This window comes from Kitasatospora sp. NPDC087861, assembly GCF_044742585.1.
Taxonomy (GTDB): Bacteria; Actinomycetota; Actinomycetes; order Streptomycetales; family Streptomycetaceae; genus Kitasatospora.
The window spans coordinates 353,559-370,592 of the sequence record NZ_JBIUUS010000002.1; the positions used below are offsets into that span (position 1 = coordinate 353,559).

Annotated in this window: 14 protein-coding genes and 1 pseudogene; 6 read left to right on the top strand and 9 right to left on the bottom strand. The window is 74.4% G+C overall.

The window, feature by feature from the left end; translation table 11 throughout:
- Positions 1 to 11: 11 nt before the first annotated feature.
- Positions 12 to 1,082, bottom strand: a complete 1,071-nt coding sequence (locus ACIOJE_RS04285) for an acyl-CoA desaturase (RefSeq protein WP_400773204.1) — start codon at positions 1,080 to 1,082, stop codon at positions 12 to 14.
- 314 nt (positions 1,083 to 1,396) lie between these two features.
- Positions 1,397 to 2,869, bottom strand: coding sequence for a purine-cytosine permease family protein (locus ACIOJE_RS04290; RefSeq protein WP_400773205.1), 1,473 nt, complete (start codon positions 2,867 to 2,869; stop codon positions 1,397 to 1,399).
- 143 nt (positions 2,870 to 3,012) lie between these two features.
- On the opposite strand from ACIOJE_RS04290, the pseudogene ACIOJE_RS04295 reads away from it, so the two are divergent.
- Positions 3,013 to 3,318 (top strand): annotated as a pseudogene (locus ACIOJE_RS04295) (FBP domain-containing protein); the annotation flags it as partial.
- 202 nt (positions 3,319 to 3,520) lie between these two features.
- Positions 3,521 to 4,777 carry an MFS transporter gene (locus ACIOJE_RS04300; RefSeq protein WP_280681509.1) on the top strand — a complete coding sequence of 419 codons (1,257 nt, stop codon included), beginning with the start codon at positions 3,521 to 3,523 and terminating at the stop codon, positions 4,775 to 4,777.
- 50 nt (positions 4,778 to 4,827) lie between these two features.
- On the opposite strand, the gene ACIOJE_RS04305 is transcribed toward ACIOJE_RS04300, so the two are convergent.
- The 7 genes from ACIOJE_RS04305 to ACIOJE_RS04335 all read right to left on the bottom strand — a co-directional run bounded on the left by ACIOJE_RS04305 (position 4,828) and on the right by ACIOJE_RS04335 (position 12,631).
- Positions 4,828 to 5,703: a helix-turn-helix domain-containing protein gene (locus tag ACIOJE_RS04305; protein ID WP_280681510.1), complete on the bottom strand. Its 876-nt coding sequence runs from the start codon at positions 5,701 to 5,703 to the stop codon at positions 4,828 to 4,830.
- Positions 5,704 to 5,872: 169 nt separating this feature from the next.
- Positions 5,873 to 6,715, bottom strand: a complete 843-nt coding sequence (locus ACIOJE_RS04310) for a class I SAM-dependent methyltransferase (protein WP_400773208.1) — start codon at positions 6,713 to 6,715, stop codon at positions 5,873 to 5,875.
- On the bottom strand, positions 6,712 to 8,271 hold the full coding sequence (locus ACIOJE_RS04315) for a 4-hydroxyphenylacetate 3-hydroxylase family protein (protein WP_400773210.1): 1,560 nt from the start codon (positions 8,269 to 8,271) through the stop codon (positions 6,712 to 6,714). The genes ACIOJE_RS04310 and ACIOJE_RS04315 overlap by 4 nt, the downstream gene beginning before the upstream one ends.
- On the bottom strand, positions 8,268 to 8,837 hold the full coding sequence (locus tag ACIOJE_RS04320) for a flavin reductase family protein (protein WP_400773211.1): 570 nt from the start codon (positions 8,835 to 8,837) through the stop codon (positions 8,268 to 8,270). Before ACIOJE_RS04320 ends, ACIOJE_RS04315 begins: the two co-directional genes overlap by 4 nt.
- Complete coding sequence (gene asnB / locus ACIOJE_RS04325; RefSeq protein WP_400773213.1) at positions 8,834 to 10,669, bottom strand: asparagine synthase (glutamine-hydrolyzing); 1,836 nt, start codon at positions 10,667 to 10,669, stop codon at positions 8,834 to 8,836. Before asnB ends, ACIOJE_RS04320 begins: the two co-directional genes overlap by 4 nt.
- A 1-nt stretch (position 10,670) precedes the next feature.
- A complete protein-coding gene (locus ACIOJE_RS04330; RefSeq protein WP_400773214.1) occupies positions 10,671 to 11,462 on the bottom strand; it encodes a hypothetical protein in 792 nt (263 codons plus the stop codon).
- A 248-nt stretch (positions 11,463 to 11,710) separates the two neighbouring features.
- The gene (locus tag ACIOJE_RS04335; RefSeq protein ID WP_400773216.1) at positions 11,711 to 12,631 is read right to left on the bottom strand and encodes a LuxR C-terminal-related transcriptional regulator; all 921 of its coding nucleotides are present in this window, start codon (positions 12,629 to 12,631) and stop codon (positions 11,711 to 11,713) included.
- A gap of 745 nt (positions 12,632 to 13,376) precedes the next feature.
- Between ACIOJE_RS04335 and ACIOJE_RS04340 the strand changes: the two genes are divergently transcribed.
- The 4 genes from ACIOJE_RS04340 to ACIOJE_RS04355 are packed head-to-tail and all read left to right on the top strand — an operon-like array spanning position 13,377 to position 16,933.
- On the top strand, positions 13,377 to 14,321 hold the full coding sequence (locus tag ACIOJE_RS04340; RefSeq protein ID WP_280681530.1) for an ABC transporter permease: 945 nt from the start codon (positions 13,377 to 13,379) through the stop codon (positions 14,319 to 14,321).
- 1 nt (position 14,322) lies between these two features.
- The gene (locus tag ACIOJE_RS04345) at positions 14,323 to 15,222 is read left to right on the top strand and encodes an ABC transporter permease (RefSeq protein WP_400773218.1); all 900 of its coding nucleotides are present in this window, start codon (positions 14,323 to 14,325) and stop codon (positions 15,220 to 15,222) included.
- Complete coding sequence (locus ACIOJE_RS04350; protein ID WP_400773219.1) at positions 15,219 to 16,001, top strand: ABC transporter ATP-binding protein; 783 nt, start codon at positions 15,219 to 15,221, stop codon at positions 15,999 to 16,001. Before ACIOJE_RS04345 ends, ACIOJE_RS04350 begins: the two co-directional genes overlap by 4 nt.
- The gene (locus ACIOJE_RS04355; RefSeq protein WP_280681534.1) at positions 15,998 to 16,933 is read left to right on the top strand and encodes an ABC transporter ATP-binding protein; all 936 of its coding nucleotides are present in this window, start codon (positions 15,998 to 16,000) and stop codon (positions 16,931 to 16,933) included. The genes ACIOJE_RS04350 and ACIOJE_RS04355 overlap by 4 nt, the downstream gene beginning before the upstream one ends.
- The last annotated feature ends 101 nt before the right edge of the window (positions 16,934 to 17,034 follow it).

Consider the following 17,034-nt stretch of genomic DNA (forward strand, 5'->3'; position numbering starts at 1 on the left):
AGGGGCCCTGGTCACCGGGCGCCCTCGGTCCGCCGGGACGGCCGTACGGACCGATCCGCCGTGGCGGCGCGGCCCACCGAGCGCAGATCCCGCAGGATCTCCCGGAACGACTCGACGAGGCCGGCCTCGCAGTACTCCAGGCCGATCTCGGCACAGTAGCCGCGCACGATGCGCGAGGCGGACCGAAGCGCCACCACCGGCATGGCGGGGAAGAGGTGGTGCTCGATCTGGTAGCCGAGGCCGCCGAACAGGAAGTGGACGAAGCAGCCCGCCCGGAGGTTGCGGGAGGGGAGCACCTGCCGGCGGAGGAAGTCCGTGCGCTCCGCGTCGCGGCCGGTCATCGGCATGCCCTTGTGGTTCGGCGCGAAGATGCATCCCAGGTAGACGCCGAAGACGGCGCCGAACAGCACGACGAAGGCCAGGGCCTGGAGCGGTGTGAGGACGACGACCACCAGGGCCGCTGCCAGGAGGTAGTGCAGCGCGGCGAGCGTCCGTTCCAGGGTCCGGTACCGGACCGAACCCCGGGTCAGGGTCAGCCAGGTGGCGACGGCGAGGCCGAGCGCCTGCAACGAGAGCAGCGGAAGGAACAGCTCCGCCTGGTGCCTGGCGACGAACCGTCGCACCCCCGTGGTCCGGCCGGCCTGTTCGGCGGTCCTGACGAACAGGATCGAGTCGGCGGCGGGGTCGTGCCCCTCGCGGTTCGGCTGCGCGTGGTGGCGGTTGTGGTCGCTCACCCACCACCCGTAGCTCATCCCGACGACGAGGTTCCCCAGGAGGATCCCCACCAGATCGGTCGACCGGCGGCCGGTGCACACCGCGCGGTGCGCGACGTCGTGGCCGAGCAGGGCCAACTGACCGAGCACGAAGGCGAAGAGGGGGGCGAGGAGCAGCTGGCGCCAGGTCGCGCCGAGTGCGGCGAACGCCGCCAGGAGCAGGCCCAGGGCGACGATCAGGGCCGAACTCCTGCCCAGGTAGTACAGCGGCCGCCTTCGCAGCAGGCCGGCATCCGAGACGCGCCGGTACAACTCGGTGAAATCGTCGCGCCTGGCCGTGCCGGCCCCCGCGGTCTCCGGAACTGTCATGCCACCGTCGCCTCTTCGGAATGCCCCGGTCGACCGTGACCGTCACACCGCACGACCCCGGACCGGAGGGCACCACCCTTCCGCAGACCTCGCACGGTGTCCCGCTACCACGCAGCGATTCCCCAGAACGAGTCACCCCGAGCCCGCTGCCGGCGCCGGGGCCGTCCTCGACCCCGATCGTCAGGGGGCGGGCGGCACGGCACCGGTACCCGCGAACGCCGACCGCCCGGCCGCCGGCTCAGGTGTGCCGGCGACCGGGCGGTCGGTGCCCGGGTGTTCGCGCCTTCGCGCGCCCGGGTGTTCGCGCGTTCGGGTCAGACGGTGACCCGCTCGGCCGTGACGGCGGAGGCCTCCTCGGGGGCGGCGGGCGCGTTCTCCCGGGGCGCGGGGAGCACGGCCATGATCACGCCGGAGATCACGATGGTCGCCGCCCAGGCGAGCCCGTACTCACCGATGGGCGTGCCGGAGAACGGGCCGGCGAACCAGTCGCACTTGGTGAAGGCGAGGCCGAGCAGCAGCGCGACCACCCAGGACACCATCGCCTGCCAGCAGAAGCCGCCCACGTACCAGTACCGGCTGCTCCGGCCGGTGTCCATCAGCGCGGCGGCGTCGTAGCGCACGGCACGCGACCGCCGCCGCCACATGTCCACCGCGTAGACCCCGATCCAGGCCGAGAAGGAGACGGCGAGCAGGATCAGGAAGGTGATGAAGGAGCCCAGGAAGCTCTTGGCCACCAGCATCAGCATCAGACCACCGATCAGCGAGATCACGGCGTTGATGCTCACGGCCGTGGCGCGCGGCAGTTTCACGCCCATGGTCTGGGCGGTGAAGCCGGCCGAGTACATCGAGAGGCTGTTGATCAGCATCATGCCCACGATCGCGGTCAGCAGGTACGGCACGGCCAGCCAGGTCGGCAGCAGGTCGCCGAGGAAGGCAACCGGGTCCGAGGCCTCCGCCAGACCGGGCGAGGCCACCGCCATCACCCCGCCCATCAGCACCATCGGCACCATCACCAGCGCGGCGCCCGAAACCGTCACACCGGCGATCTTCCGACCGGAGGTGGCGTGCGGCAGGTAGCGCGTGAAGTCCGGGCCGGTGGGGACCCAGCTGATGCCGCCGGCGGCGATGGTCCCGATGCCCGCGATCATCATCGCGGTGGTACCCGCGGGCTTGGAGAAGACCTCGCTCCAGTGCACGGTCGCGACCAGGTAGCCCAGCACCAGGACGCTGAAGACGCCGAAGAGGTACGTCGACCAGGTGTTGCAGACGCTCAGCGCCTTCCGGCCCATCCCGGAGACCAGGAACGTACAGGCGACGAAGCCCACGAGTGTGACGACGATCAGCGCGGTGTTGCTCTTGACGCCGAAGAGCAGGTCGAGAACGGTCAGCACGGCGTAGGCACCGGTGACGGCGTTGATCGTCTCCCAACCGAACCGGGCGATCCAGAGGATCGCGCCGGGGAACAGGTTGCCGCGCACCCCGAAGGTGGCCCGTGAGAGCGTCGCGCCCGGCGCCCCGCCCCACTTCCCGGAGACGGACAACAAGCCGACCATGCCGAACGAGGCGACCGCGGCGCACGCCGCGACGATCAGGACCTGCCAGAAGTTCAGCTTGTTGAACACCACCAGGGCCGCACCCATGGTGAGCAGCAGGACGCTGATGTTCGCCGCGACCCAGGTCGGGAAGAGCTCGCGGACCCTGCCCCGGCGCTCGTGGTCCGGGACGGGTTCGATACCGCGGGTCTCTATCGCGCCGTCGTCGGTGGCGGCGGTGGACAGGTTGTCCATGAGGGTGGCTCCGTGCGTGTGAAGCGGGAGGTAAAATCGGACATTTTCCATATTCATGGAAGTCTTCGCGCGTAGCGCGCGAGTCCAGCCATCCTACTTTGACTCGTTGATATCCATTGCTCCCCTCAGCGCTCGGACACCGCCGGCCGGTGGCGGTCGCGCTGCGCTCCTCCGGCGCCGCCTCCTGGCAGGCCCGGCGCACCATCTGCTCGCTCTGCGTGACCACGCACACCGGGGGCGACTCACTCCTGGTCGCGCCCCTCGCCGGGAAGGCCGGCAAACAGGGCAACTCCGTGGGCGCGTACACGTGCAGCGACCTCGCCTGCTCGCTCTACGTGCGCGGCGAGAAGGACGTCGGCACGTGGCTGCACGAGTCGCTCACCGTGGAGGAGAAGATCGGGCGGACCGTGGCGAATCTCACCGCCTTCGCCGCCAAGGTCACCGCCTGACCGACGACGACGGCGGCCCGGCCGACGGCTCGGGCCTCCCGTCTCAGCCTGTGACCTGGGGTCACAGGATCACCGCCTGTCTGGCTGGCCGCGGGGGTCGTCCGCAGGATGACCGCATCGGACTCCCGTCATCCACCGCGGCCGCTTCCGCCTGCCGTCCGAGGGCCCGGCCGCGCCCTCGCACGACAAGGTGGTGATCGCTGTGAGCAGCATCTCCGACCCGCCCCTGCCCGACCGGACCGAGGACGTCCCGCCCCTGGCACCGTCGGCACAGACCTTCGACCGGTGGCGCTACGCCGGAGTGTTCGTCCTGTTGTTCCTGTTCGGCACGGAGACCTTCCTGGTGTCGCCGTTGCTGCCGACCATCGCGGACTCGATCCACACCAGCGAGGCGGCCGCCGCCTCCAGCGTCACCGCCTACGTGCTGGTGTACGCCGTGGCGGCGCCCTTCCTCGGGCTGCTGAGTGACCGGTTCGGCCGCCGCCGCACCCTCGTCGCCGGCACCCTGTTGTTCGTCCTGTCGAACGCGGCGGCTGCCCTCTCCACCGACCTGACCCTGCTGGTCGTCTCCCGCGCGGTGGCCGGGCTGGCGGCGGCCGCGGCCGGGCCGGCGATCTGGGCGCACATCGCGGAGACCGCGCCGGACGCGGTGCGCGGCCGGGCGCTCGGCCTGGGCATGGCGCTGTTCTCCTGCGGGCAGGTGATCGGCGTGCCGCTCGGCGGCTTCCTCGCCGGGCTGGCCGGCTGGCGGTCGGCGTTCTGGGCGCTGACCATCGGCACCGCCGCGGCCGTGCCGCTGCTGCTGCGCCAGGTCCAGGGCCGTACGGCGCAGGCGGCCGCGCCGCAGGTGGGGGCGGTCCGGGCGATCCTGGCGGGCTGGGCCGACCCGGCGCTGCGCCGCGCCCTGCTGGTCAACACGGTGTTCCACACGGCCAACCTGGGCGCGTACACCTTCCTCGGCGCGGTGCTGGTGCAGCGCTTCGACCTCTCGGTGGAGGCGCTCGGCCTGGTGGGCGTGCTGGTCGGTGCGGGCAGTCTGGTCGGCTCGCTGCTGGGCGGCCGGCTCGGTGACCGGGCCAGGACCGCCGGGCGCTCCGACCTGCCGCTGCTCCCGCTGTGGGGCGTCCTGTTGGCGGTCGGCATCGCGGTGGCGGCCAAGGGGCCGGGCCTGGTCCTCGCCCTGGCCGGGGTGGTGCTGTGGTTCCTGGCCTCGGGCGGCTTCGTGACGGACCAGCAGACGCTGGCCGGCACCATCGCCCCGGAGCTGCGTGCGACCTCCAGCGCCTGGCTGACCTCGACCATGTACGCGGGCACCGGCCTCGGCGCCTGGGCGGTCGGCGCGTTCGGCAGTGTCTCGGACGGAACCCTGCTGGTGGGCACCGGGCTCGCGGTGGTGGCCGCGCTCGGCGCGCTGGCGGTCAGCATCGGCCTGCGCCGGACCACCGCCCCGGACGCCTGACGCCGGGGCGCGGGGAGCTCCACGCCCCGCAGCCCCGTCCGGCCGACGGCTCAGCCGACCCGGCGCTCCTCCTCCGCGCCGCCGACCGCGCGCAACGGATGCTCGACCAGTTCGGACATCCGGGCCCGGTCGGCGGCGTCGGCCGGAGTGAACAGCAGCACCATCGCGGTCGGGTCGTCCACCGGGTGGAAGGACGACAGGGTCAGTCGGACCGGACCGAGTCCGGCCGGCTCGACGGTGACGGTACGGACGGTCAGCTCCGCCACCGAGTGGCACCCCCACCAGTGGCGGAGCTCCGGTGCGTCCTCGTCCAGGTGCCGGTACACCTCGCCGGTGCGGGGATCGGCCAGGGCCGGGCCGGCCTGGGCCCGGAAGTGCTGGAAGACGTTCATCGCGAGCGGTTCCCAGTCGTGGAACACCGCGCGCAGCCGCCGGTCGGCGGCCATCACCCACATCAGGTTGCGCCGGTCGGCGGGGACGCACTCGGGCGAGCCCCAGAGCGCGGCCCAGGCGGCGTTCCACCCGAGCAGGTCGAAGTGGCGGTCGAGCAGGACGGCCGGGCTGGTGGGCCAGGAGTCCAGGACCGGCCGGATGACCTCGGCGAGCCGGCCGGTGTTCTTCGCGGCGACGGCCGGTGTCGGCTCGTGGTAGCCGGCCAGGCGCATGGCGTGCCGCAGTCCGGCCGCGTCCAGCCGCAGCACGCGGGCGATCGCCTCCAGCACCTGCCGGGAGGCGGTGACCCGCCCCTGCTCCACCCAGGTGTACCAGGCCAGGCCGACGCCGGAGAGCGAGGCGACCTCCTCGCGGCGCAGGCCGGGGGTGCGGCGGCGGGTGGTGGCGGTGAGGCCGACGTCGGAGGGCTTGAGGAGTTCGCGGTGGGCGCGCAGGAAGGCGCCGAGTTCCCGTCCGGCGGGGGGAGTTGACACGGTTGGAGCTCCTCGGCCGTGGTCGGTGCTGTCGGGTTCGGGCGTGCGGGTCGGGGCTTGTCCGAGAGGTCGCTTCGCATCGACGCACGGGGTGCCGGACAAGCCCTCGCACCAGCGTAGGCGTAGCCCGCCGTTCACCCCAGGGGTGAACGGCGGGCTACACATGCTGTTAACGAGACGTCAGCTCCCAGAGCCGGACCGGCATGTGGCTGACGTGGCCGCGCTCCTGCTGCCGGCGCCAGGCGCTCTCGCCGACGGCACGGAAGAAGGCCGCTCGCTGGTCCGCCGGAACCAGGCGACTGTAGTAGTCGCCGAAGGTGGCGGCGTGGAAGTGCTCGTACCGGGCGGCGCCGTCGACGGTGACGACGGCGTCGCGCTCCAGGTGGCCGGCGACCTCGAGGTGCGGGCCGAGCACCGCCGTGAGGTCCTCGACGGTCCTGGTCCGGGTCGCGATCGGCAGCACCCCGCCGCGTTCGAGGACGCCGGGAACCTCGTCGTACGGGGTGCCGAGGGCGACCAGGGCGTCGCGGACCAGCTCGTCCTCGCCGCCGAGGCCGTGCTCGTCCCGGGCCGGGTGGTAGGTGGTGAGCAGGAACCGGCCGCCGGGGGCCAGGTGCGCGGCGGCCCAGGCGAAGATCCGCGCCTCGTCCGGGTACAGCCAGTGCAGCACCGAGGTCTGGGTGATCACCTCGGCCCGGAACGGCAGCGGCTCGGGCACGGTGAGGTCGGCCCGGTGCAGGGCGACCCGGTCGCCGTACGGCCGGAGCCGGGCGGCGGCCTCGGCGATGCGGTGTTCGGAGCGCTCCAGGCCGACGGCGCGCTGCAGGGAGGGGAAGCGTTCCAGCGCGGACTGCAGCAACTGGCCGATCCCGCTGCCGAGGTCGATCAGGGACTCGGGGGCACCGGTGACCTGGTCGAGCACCCAGTCGCGGTCCTGGACCTGGCGCAGCCGGCTGGCGTCGGCGTACCCCGCGAGGGTACGGGCCTGGATCTCGACGGCGGACGTGCTCACGGCTGCTTCTCCTCGACGGTGGCGGGCTGTGCGGTGGACGGCTGTGCGGTGGCGGACTGTTGTGCGGCGGGCTGCTCCGCGGCGGTCCCGTCGACCAGCTGCAGCAGCCGCTCGCGGGCGGCGCTCTGGTCGTAGCGCTTGAAGATGTTGATCCGGTTGCGGGCCAGGTCGCCCCGGTGCACGTACTCGTAGAGGTCCTGGCGCTGCCCGAAGCCGTCGCCGGTCAGCTCCCAGGCGATCCGGAACAGCCGGGACTTGCGTTCGGCGTCGATGTCCCGGCCGCGCATGTAGCGGTCCAGGTGCGGGCGCAGCCGGGGGTTGGCGAGGTCGCCGGCGGTGGGCTGGATGAGCAGCCCCGAGGCGCCGATCCGGCGGACGATCTCGACCGCGCTGCCGGCCACCTCGGCCGACCAGACCCGGGAGGCCGCGGTGTCGCCGGGGGCGAACAGACCGCCGTCGGTGACGCCGCCGCGGGCTTCGGCGGCGTCCAGGAAGTACTCGGTCAGCTCGGCGTACCCGGCGAGCCGCCCGAGGTCCTCCTGGATGTTGCGGAAGCCGTCGACGCCGATCGACTCGGCGACCAGGGTGGCGCCGGCGAGCAGGGTCCGCAGCCGTTCGCGGTAGCGGATGTGGCCGACATAGGCGCTCCAGGCGTTGATCCGGCCGAGGCCGGTCCGCGCCAGGTCCGCGTTGCGCAGCAGGAAGACGCGGTCCCAGGGCACCAGGACGTCGTCGAAGAAGAGCATCGCGTCCTGCTCGTCGAACCGCGCGCCGAGCGGGTGGGCGTGGCCCCAGGAGGCGCTGCCGAGCGGTTCGCGGGCGAGGGTGATCAGTCCGGGGGTGTTGAGCGGCAGCGCGAACCAGACCACGAACTCCTCGCCCCGGCCCTCGGTGAACGAGGCCGAGAGGTAGACCAGCACCTCGTGGGCGAGCGGGGCGAGCGTGGTGAGCTGCTTGGCGCCGCGCACCACGATGCCCTTGTCGTTCTCCGCCAGGACGCGCAGGGCGAGGTCGGGGTCGTCCAGCGGGTTGGCGGAGCGGTCGATCTGGGGGTCGCCGAGGGCGTGCGACAGGACCAGGTCGTTGGTGGCGCAGTGGCGGTACCACGCCTCGGCGTTGGCGCCGAAGCGCGGGTCGGCCTCGGCCAGCCGGTGCCGGAAGTCGTAGACGCCGACGGCGATCGAGGCCATGAAGGCGGGCGAGCGGCCCTGCTGTCCGAGCGCCTCGGCGTGCCACAACTCGGCGCTCCGGCGCTGGACCCGGAGGTCCTCCAGGGTGCGCGGGGGCTGGTAGGCGCGGGCCAGCCGCAGGCCGCTGTCCGGGTCCTCCCAGGTCAGCAGGGAGCGGTGGGCGGGGTCGTGCTGGAGGTCGAGCAGGCGGGCGAGCTCGTCCACGGCCGGGCGGAACGCGGGGTGCTCGGCGGGGTTCGCGATGCGCTGACCGTCGAGGTAGAGCTCGCGGCCGTCGTCCAGTTCGGCCCGGTACCGGTCGCCGGTCAGCAGGCCGCGGGCGGTGGCGGGCGCGCCGCGACCGGGGATGGTGTCCAGCAGTGTCATGCGCCAACTCCGGTTGTGTTCAAGGGGGTCGGGGCCAGTACGCGGTACTGGCCGTCGTGGTAGAGCAGGGGGTCGCCGGCACCTCGGTCCGCCGCGGCGACCCGGCCGACCAGGATGGTGTGGTCGCCGCCGGGGAGGGTGCCGTGCAGCCCGCAGTCGAACCAGGCCAGGGCGTCCTCGACGAGCGGGGCGCCGGTGGCCACGGTCCGCATCGGCACCGCGGTGAATCCGCCGAGCGCACGCCCCGCCCCGGGGGTGGCGAACCGCCGGGCCACACTCGGCTGACGATCCGTCAACACCGAGAGGCCGAACCGCCCGGAGGCGCGGACCGCTGCCACGAGCGGGCTGCGCCGACTGACCGCGACGGTGACCAGCAGCGGGTCGAGGGAGAGGGTGCTGAAGGAGGAGACCGTCTTGGCGAAGACCTCCTCGCCCGCGCGGGTGGTGACCACCGCGACCCCGGTGGTCCAGCCGCGGGAGGCGGCCCGGAAGGCCTCTTCGGCGGCCTGCGCGGTGGCCTGCGCGGTGGCCTTCGCCGTGGTCGCGGTCGGGGCGGAGCCGCTCATCGCAGCGCCACCCGGTAGGCGCGCAGCCACTCGTCGACCTGGACCAGGTGGTCGAGGCCGCCGACCGGGTTCGGCGCGGTGCGCGGGCTGGGCAACGGCCGGCCCTCGGCGAGCAGTCTGCGGACCGACTCCCGGTCCACCAGCTCGAAGACCGGCGCGTTCGGGTCGGCCAGCAGCTCGTTCGCCCGGGCCGTGAGCACCTCCGTGTAGCGGACGGCCGGGGTGGACGGGTAGCCGCTCTTGGGCCGGTCGGTGACCTGCGGCGGAAGCAGGTCCCGGACGGCGTCCCGGAGCAGTCCCTTGGCCCGCCCCTCCGGCGCCTTGAGCGCCCACGGGACGTTCCAGAGGTACTCCACCAGGCGGTGGTCGCAGAACGGCACCCGGACCTCCAGGCCGACCGACATCGACACCCGGTCCACCCGGTCCAGCAGCGGCGGGAGCCAGCGGGTGAGCGCGAGGTGGAAGACCTCGCGGATCCGCGCGTCGCCGGCCGGCTCGCCGGGCAGGCGCGACACCTCGCCGAGCGAGCGGTGGTACGCGGCGGCGGTGTACTCCTCGGGGCGCACCTCGGCCCGGACGTCCGGGCGCAGCAGGTCCGCCGGCGTGGCCTTGCCGTGCAGCCACGGGAAGGTCGGCGCGTGGACGGCGGCGGCGTCGTGGAAGTACGGGTAGCCGCCGAAGATCTCGTCCGCGGCCTCCCCGGAGAGCGCGACCGTGGAGCGCCGCCGCACCTCGCGGAAGAGCAGGTGCAGCGAGGCGTCCATCTCGCCCCAGCCGGGCCGGTCCCGGGCGCGCAGGACCGCGTCCCGGGCGTCCAGCAGGTCGTCGTCGGGCACCAGCACGGTGGTGTGCAGGGTGCCGATGTGCTCGGCGGCGGCGGCCACGTAGGGGGCGTCGCGGGTGGTCCGCCAGGCGTCCGGGGTGCGGTCGGCGCTGCCGGGGAAGTCCACCGAGAAGCTGGCGATCTTCCCCTGGCCGGCGCGCTCGCGGGCGGTCGCGGCCAGTGCGGTGACCGCACTCGAGTCGACGCCGCCGGAGAGCAGGGTGCACAGCGGCACGTCGCTGATCAGCTGCCGCTCGACGGCGTCCGCGAGCAGCTCCCGGACGGTCCGGCGGGTGGTCCCGGCGTCGTCCCGGTGCTCGGCCGACTCCAGCCGCCAGTACCGGAACTCACGGGTGGCGCCACGACCGACGACCACCAGGTGACCGGGCCGGACCTCGTGGAGTCCGCGGAAGATCCCGTGGCCGGCGCTCGGCGCGGCGGGCAGCGCGAACAACTCGGCGATGCCCTCGGCGTCCAGTTCGGCGCGGAACAGCGGATTGGCGAGCACCGCCTTCGGCTCGGAACCGAACAGCACCCCGGTGGGGTGGGCGTGCCAGTACAGCGGCTTGATGCCGAGGTGGTCGCGGACCAGCAGCAGCTCCTCGTGCCGGGCGTCCCACAGGGCGTAGGCGAAGATGCCGTTGAACCTGGTCGGCGCGTCCTTGCCCCACTGGAGGTGGGCCCGCAGGACCACCTCGGTGTCCGAGCGGGTCCGGAAGACGTGCCCGAGGGCCTCCAACTGCGCGCGCAGCTCCCGGTGGTTGTAGAGCTCGCCGTTGTAGCAGAGGACGGCGTCGGTGTCCGGCCCCCGGCGGTCCGCGAGCGGCTGGGCACCGCCGTCCAGGTCGATCACGGACAGCCGGCGGTGGCCGAACGCGGCGTGCCGGGAGAGCCAGACGCCGTCCGCGTCCGGGCCGCGGCAGGCCAGGGTGGCGGTCATCTCCCGGACCGTCTGCGCCTGGTGGCGCAGATCGGTGTCCCAGTCGATCCAGCCGGTGACGCCGCACATGTCAGGACTCCCCGGGTTCGTCGGTGGCGGCGGCGGGCTCGGCCACGGCGCTGGACTCCCAGCGGCAGCCGTGGCCGGTCGGGCCGCTGGTCAGGCGGTGCGCGGGCCGGTAGCCCTTGGCGCGGATGTTCGCGGAGAGCGCGTCGGTGCAGTACGTGCAGGGCGACGCGAGGGTCAGCTGGACGCCCGTACGACGGGCCTTCTCGCGGTAGTCCCAGATCGCGCAGTGCGTGATGGTGAGCGCCGCGCGCTCGGCGCCGGGCGGCGCGTCCTCGTCGAACTCGTAGTCCGAGCCGTACAGTTCGGCCTGCCGGGCGATCCGGTGGATCGGGTCGGCGGCGCCCCGGCCGCGGTCGGGTTCGACCTCGCGGTGCACCTCGGCATTGGACCGGGCCCAGTCCCCGAGCACCTCCTCGCCGTAGCGGAGCACGAGGAAACGTTCCATCAGAGCCTGGCCCCGGAAGAACACCCGCTGCCACTCGACCGCCCGGGCGTCCGGTCCGGGCAGGTCGGCGAAGAGCTCGGACTGCAGCACGAACCAGTCGGTGAGGTGGAGTTCGTTCCCGCGTGACACCAGGTACCGCGTCAACCCGGCCTCGGCCTCGTACAGCCGCTGCCGCCAGAGCGCGGACCGCTCGGCGTCCGCCATCGCGCGGTACGGGGACCTCGGCTGCTCCACGCCGGGGTTCCGGTCGTTCCCGGCGGCCAGCACCGCCGTGCGCGGGCCGGCCTCGGCACCCGCCGCACCTCCGGAGCCGATCGGATCGCCGACCCTGTCGGACACACCCCCCATCGGGCCTTCTCCCTTCGGCTGAACGGTCCGTCGGACCGTCGTGTCGTCGTCGTTCCCGCCACGCTACGGAGCGGGGCGTGCGCCCCGGTAGCCCCGAACGGCGCCGCTCAGGCCCCCGATCGTCGCCTCGCGGATGCTCCGAAGGTCACCCCCGCAAGGGCGCCGGGACACGCCGGAGGGCGGGCCCCGCGTGCTGCGGGACCCGCCCTCCGGCGGTGCGTGGGGACCTGTCTTCGGCCGGACAGGCTCTAGCCGGCGAGGCCGTGCCGGTGCGCGTAGAGCGCGGCGCGCAACCGGTCGGGCTGCCCGATCTTGCGCATGGCCTGGGTGAGGTGCTTCTTCACGGTGGCCTCGGCCAGGGCGAGTTCACGCCCTATCTCGGCGTTGCTCAGCCCGAGCCCGAGTTTGACCAGCACCTCGCGCTCACGCTCGGTCAGCCCGGCCCGGGCCGGGGGCAGTTCGCCGACGTGCTGCGCGGGGGCCGTCGCGTGGGCCCGGGCCGGCGGTGGCGCCGGCAGGAACACCGAGCCACCGGCCGCCGCGAGTTGGACCGCGCCGATGATCCGGTCCTCGGCCAGATCGAGCGGGAAGCACCCGCTGGCCCCGGCCAGCAGCATCCGGCTCGCCTCGGCGGTCGACTCGGCCCGGCGCAGCAGCAGCACCCGGGCGGCGGGCGCCGCGTCCGGGCCTCGTAACGCCACCACGGCGGCGAGATCCTCCTCCAGGCTCGCGCCGCGGCCGAGCAGGATGACGTCCGGTGCGATGCGGCCCACGGCCGCCACCGCGCGCAGCCGGTCACCGGTGGACCCGACCACCGCCAGTCCGGGCACCGTGGCCAGCACGCTGCGCAGCCCGGCGCTGGCCACCGAGTGCCGCTCGACCAGGAACACCCGGGCGGCCTCGGTGCGGCCGCGGCGCTCCTCCACGCACATCGGATGGCCGCACCCGCACCCGGCCGCGGCCGGCCCGGCCGACCGCGGCGGGGCCGTCTCGGCCAGCAACTGGTGACCGGCGATCAGGTCGAGCGGATTGTCGATCTCGGTGTGCAACCGGGACGCGCCCGCGGCGGGTGCGTCCACCGGGGTGGCGCCACCGCAGGCCCCGCGCCGGGCGGGGAGCCGGCGGCCGCGCGGGCCGGCCGGAACGGCGAGTTTGCTCACTGCTGCCATCCGGCACCTCCGGAGGAGGAGGCAGGACGTCTGAGGTACGGCATGGCGATTCGGTCCCCTTGCTGGTGGCGGGCCGGCCCCATGGGCACGGTGTGCTGCGGCGAGGATCCCCCGAGGACGCGGACGGGCGTCGGCCGCGGAATCCGGGACTGGGGAGAAGCGCCGACCGCGGCGGCTTGAACCGGGGCGGTCAGCGCGTTGCGCGCGGTCGACAGAGCTCGTCGAAACACCTTCGGTGCCACGAGCCGCCGATCCCGACCAGGGTGATGTCGGTCCGCCGAATAGCCATGCGGGGAACCCTAGGTCCGGTTCCTTGTGCAGGTCAAGGATGGGACCGGGCCTCGGCGTCCTGGGCAGCGGCGGTCCTGGTACCGCGGATGCTGTGACCGGAAGTAACAGCATCAAGTGCTGACTGGCTGTCCGGGCCACCCGTCCGCAACCCTCCTTCCAGCGGCTGCAGCTGCCGGAGCGTCATCGACGCCCCACGGAGCGCCCGACCGGGGCCCGTACCCGAGGCCCCGCAACCGGGGCCCGCAACCCGAGTCTCCCGAACGCGGCCTCCGCCCCACGGCGAACGGCCTCCCCGGGCCCGGTGCGGCGGCCCGGCACCGCGGGCGCCGCCGGTCGCAGCCCCGACGACCCGATCCGAACCGCCCTCCCCCGGAAGGACCACCAGAACCATGCCCGCCCCGCCCAGCCGGCCCGCCGCCGGCCAGTCCGGCGCCTCGCCCCGGAGGGCCGGCGGGTGACCCGATTCCTACTGCGCCGGCTCCTGCTGGCCGTGCCGACGCTGCTCGGCGTCACCGCCGTCGTCTTCGCGACGGTCGCGCTGGTCCCCGGCGACCCGGTCGCCGCCTTCCTCGGCCCGGGCGCACCGCCCGAGGCCCGCCGCGAACTCACCGAACGGCTCGGCCTGGAGCAGCCGTTGCCCGTCCGCTACGCCGACTGGCTCGGACACGCGCTCACCGGCGACCTCGGCACCTCCATCTCCGGTCAGCGCCCGGTCGCCGACCTCCTGCTCCCCGCGCTCGGCCAGACCCTGACCCTGACCGCGGCCGCGTTCCTGCTGGTGCTGGCCGGCGGGGTGGCGCTCGGCGCCCTCGGCGCGCTGCGCCCGCGCAGCGCCGGCGGGCGGATCTCCGGCGCGCTGTCCGCCCTCGCGGTCTCCGCCCCGCAGTACTCGGTGGCCCTGCTGCTGATCGCCGTCTTCGCCGTCGGCCTGCGCTGGCTGCCGGCCGGCGGCACGCACGACGTGTTCGGCGACGGCGGCCCGATCGACCTGGCCCGCCACCTGATCCTGCCGGCCGTCGCCGCCGCGCTCGTCCCGCTCGGGCTCACCGCGCGGGTGTTCCGGGCCGCGCTGGGCGGCGTGCTGGCCGGCGAACTGGCCGACTCGCTGCGCGCCCGCGGCCTGCGCCCGGCCGCCGTGCTGCGGCACTGCGTGCACAACGCCTCGCCGGCGCTGCTGACCATCGGCGGCCTGCAACTCGCCTACCTCCTGGAGGGGGTGATCTTCGTGGAGACCCTGTTCGCCTGGCCCGGCATCGGCCGGCTGCTCTACGACGCTCTCACCGCCCGCGACCTGCCCCTGGTGCAGGGCGGGGTGCTGATGGTGGCGGTCGCGTTCGTCGGCGTCAACATCCTGGTGGACGCGGCGCACGCGGTGATCGACCCGCGAGTAAGGAACTGATGTGACGTCACGTGTCCTCAGCCGAGCCAACCTCGGTCTGACCTTCCCCGCCGCCCTCGCGGCGCTCCTGCTCCTGCTCGCGCTCGCCGCGCCTCTGGTGGCCCCGGACGACCCGGCCGCCGGACGGCTGGCGGACCGGCTGCTCGACCCCGGCAGCCCCGGCCACCCGCTCGGCACCGACGGCCAGGGCCGCGACCTGCTCAGTCGGCTCATCTGGGCCGGGCGCGCCTCGCTCACCGGCGGGTTCGTGCCGGTCGCGGTGGCCGCCGTCGCCGGCACGCTGCTCGGGGTGGTGGCCGGGCTCGGCGGCCGGACCACCGAGCAGGCCCTGCTGCGCCTGCTGGACGTGCTCTACGCCTTCCCCGGGGTGCTACTGGCGATCGCCGTCGCCTCACTGCTCACCCCCGGCCTGGGCGCGACCATGCTCGCGCTCTCGGTGGTGCTCACCCCCGCGGTGGCGCGGGTCGCGTTCACCGAGACCCGGCGGGTCCGGAGCGCCGAGTACCTGGCGGCCGCCCGGGTCAGCGGCGCCGGCTGGGGGGCGCTGGTCCTCCGACAGGTCGCCCCGGTGGTGGCCCCGGTGGTCCTGGTGTACGCGTCCTCGCTGGTCGGACTCGCCATCATGTACGCCGCCGGGCTGTCCTTCCTCGGGCTCGGGGTCGCCCCGCCCACCGCCGAGTGGGGCGCGATGCTGGAGGAACTGCGACCGTCCCTGCTCACCCACCCCTGGGTGGCGGTGCAGCCGGCCCTCGTCATCCTCGTCGTCTCGGTCGTCTTCAACACCCTCGGCGAGGCGTTGCGCACCCGCATCGGCGACACCGCCGCCCAACTGCCGCCGTCGGCCCCCGCGATGGCGGGCCGGCTCCCCCGGCCGATCGCCGCGAAGCGGGTGGGCGGGTGAGCGCGCTGCTGGAGGTCGACGGCCTGACCGTCGAGTACCCCGGCGGGGTCCAGGCCGTCGACGGCGTGTCCCTCGCCCTTCCCGCCGGCCAGGCCCTGGTCCTGCTCGGCGAGTCCGGCAGCGGGAAGACGACCGTCGCCCGTACGGTGCTCGGGCTGCCCGGGCACGGCGCCGCCGTCACCGGAGCCGTCCGGCTGGCCGGGACCGACCTGCGGGCGCTCGGCGAACGCGAGCTGGCCGACGTCCGCGGCCGGCGAATCGGCTACGTGCCGCAGGACCCGACCGCCTCCCTCGACCCGCTGCGCCGGATCGGCCCGCAGCTCGCCGAAGTGCTGCGCCGGCACGGGATCGCGAGCGGCCGCCGGGCCGCCCGCGAGGCCGTCCCCGGGCTGCTCGCCACCGCCGGCGTCCCCGACCCGGAGCGGGTCGCCCGGGCGTACCCGCACGAACTCTCCGGCGGCCTGCGCCAGCGCGCCGCGATCGCCCTCGCGATCTGCTGCGGACCGGAGCTGCTGATCGCCGACGAGCCGACCACCGCGCTCGACGCGCTGGTCCGCGGCCGGATCCTGGACCTGTTCACCACCCTGCGCGCCGACTGCGGCATCGCGCTGGTGCTGGTCACCCACGACCTCACGGTGGCCCGCCGGATCGGCGGCACCGTCGCGGTCATGCGGGCCGGCCGGATCGTCGAACTCGGCCCCGCCGACCGGGTGCTCGGGGAACCCGAACACGCCTTCACCGCCGCCCTGGTGGCCGCCGAACCGGGAGCCCGCCGATGAACACCCACGCCCGAGCAGAGGCCCACGCCCACGCACAGACCCACGCCCAAACACAGGCCCACGCCCCGGCACAGACCCACGTCCACGCCCAAACACAGACCAACGTCCACGCCCAAGCCCGTGGGCACGCCCGCGCCCTGCCGGTTGCGGCTCGGACCTCGCCCGACCCGGCCCCCGCCCTGCTCGTCGTCGACGCCGTCACCAAGCGCTACGGTGACCGGAGCGCCCTGGACGGCGTCAGCCTCTGCGTCGCGCCGGGCGAGACCGTCGGCCTGGTCGGCGAGTCGGGCTCCGGAAAGTCCACCCTGGCCCGCCTCGCCCTCGGTCTGCTGTCCCCCGACTCCGGCAGCGTCCGCTTCGCCGGCCGCGATCCGTACCGGCTGCGCGGCCGCGCCGACCGCGCGCTGCGGGGCCGGCTGCAGTTCGTCCCGCAGAACCCGCGCGGATCGCTCAACCCGAGCCTGCGGGCCGGGGAGGCGGTCGCCTTCGCGCTCCGGCTGCACGGCACGCCACGCGCCGAGCGCGCCGCGGCCGTCGCCCGGCTCTTCGCGCAGGTCGGCCTGGAGCCCGCGCTCGCCGCCCGCTACCCGCGCGAGCTGTCCGGCGGGCAGCTCCAGCGGGTGGCCGTCGCGCGGGCCCTGGCCACCGAGCCGGACCTGGTGGTCTGCGACGAGCCGACCTCCGCCCTGGACCGGAGCGTGCAGGCCCGCCTGCTCGATCTGCTGACCGACCTGCAGGAACGCACGGGCCTGGCCTACTTGTTCATCTCCCACGACCTCGCCGTCGTCCGGCACCTCGCCCACCGGGTGCTGGTGCTGCGGCACGGCCGGGTGGTCGAGGAGGGCCCCACCGATCTCCTCTGGGACTCCCCCGCGCACCCGTACACCCGGGCCCTACTGGAGGCCGCCGGCGGCGGTTCCGGAGCGCCGTAGCGCGCTTCCCGCTCGGTACCGCCGGAGCTCCGTACCACCGGAGCTCCGTACCGCCGAAATCCCGTACCGCTCGAACCCCGCACCGCTGAAACCCCGCACCA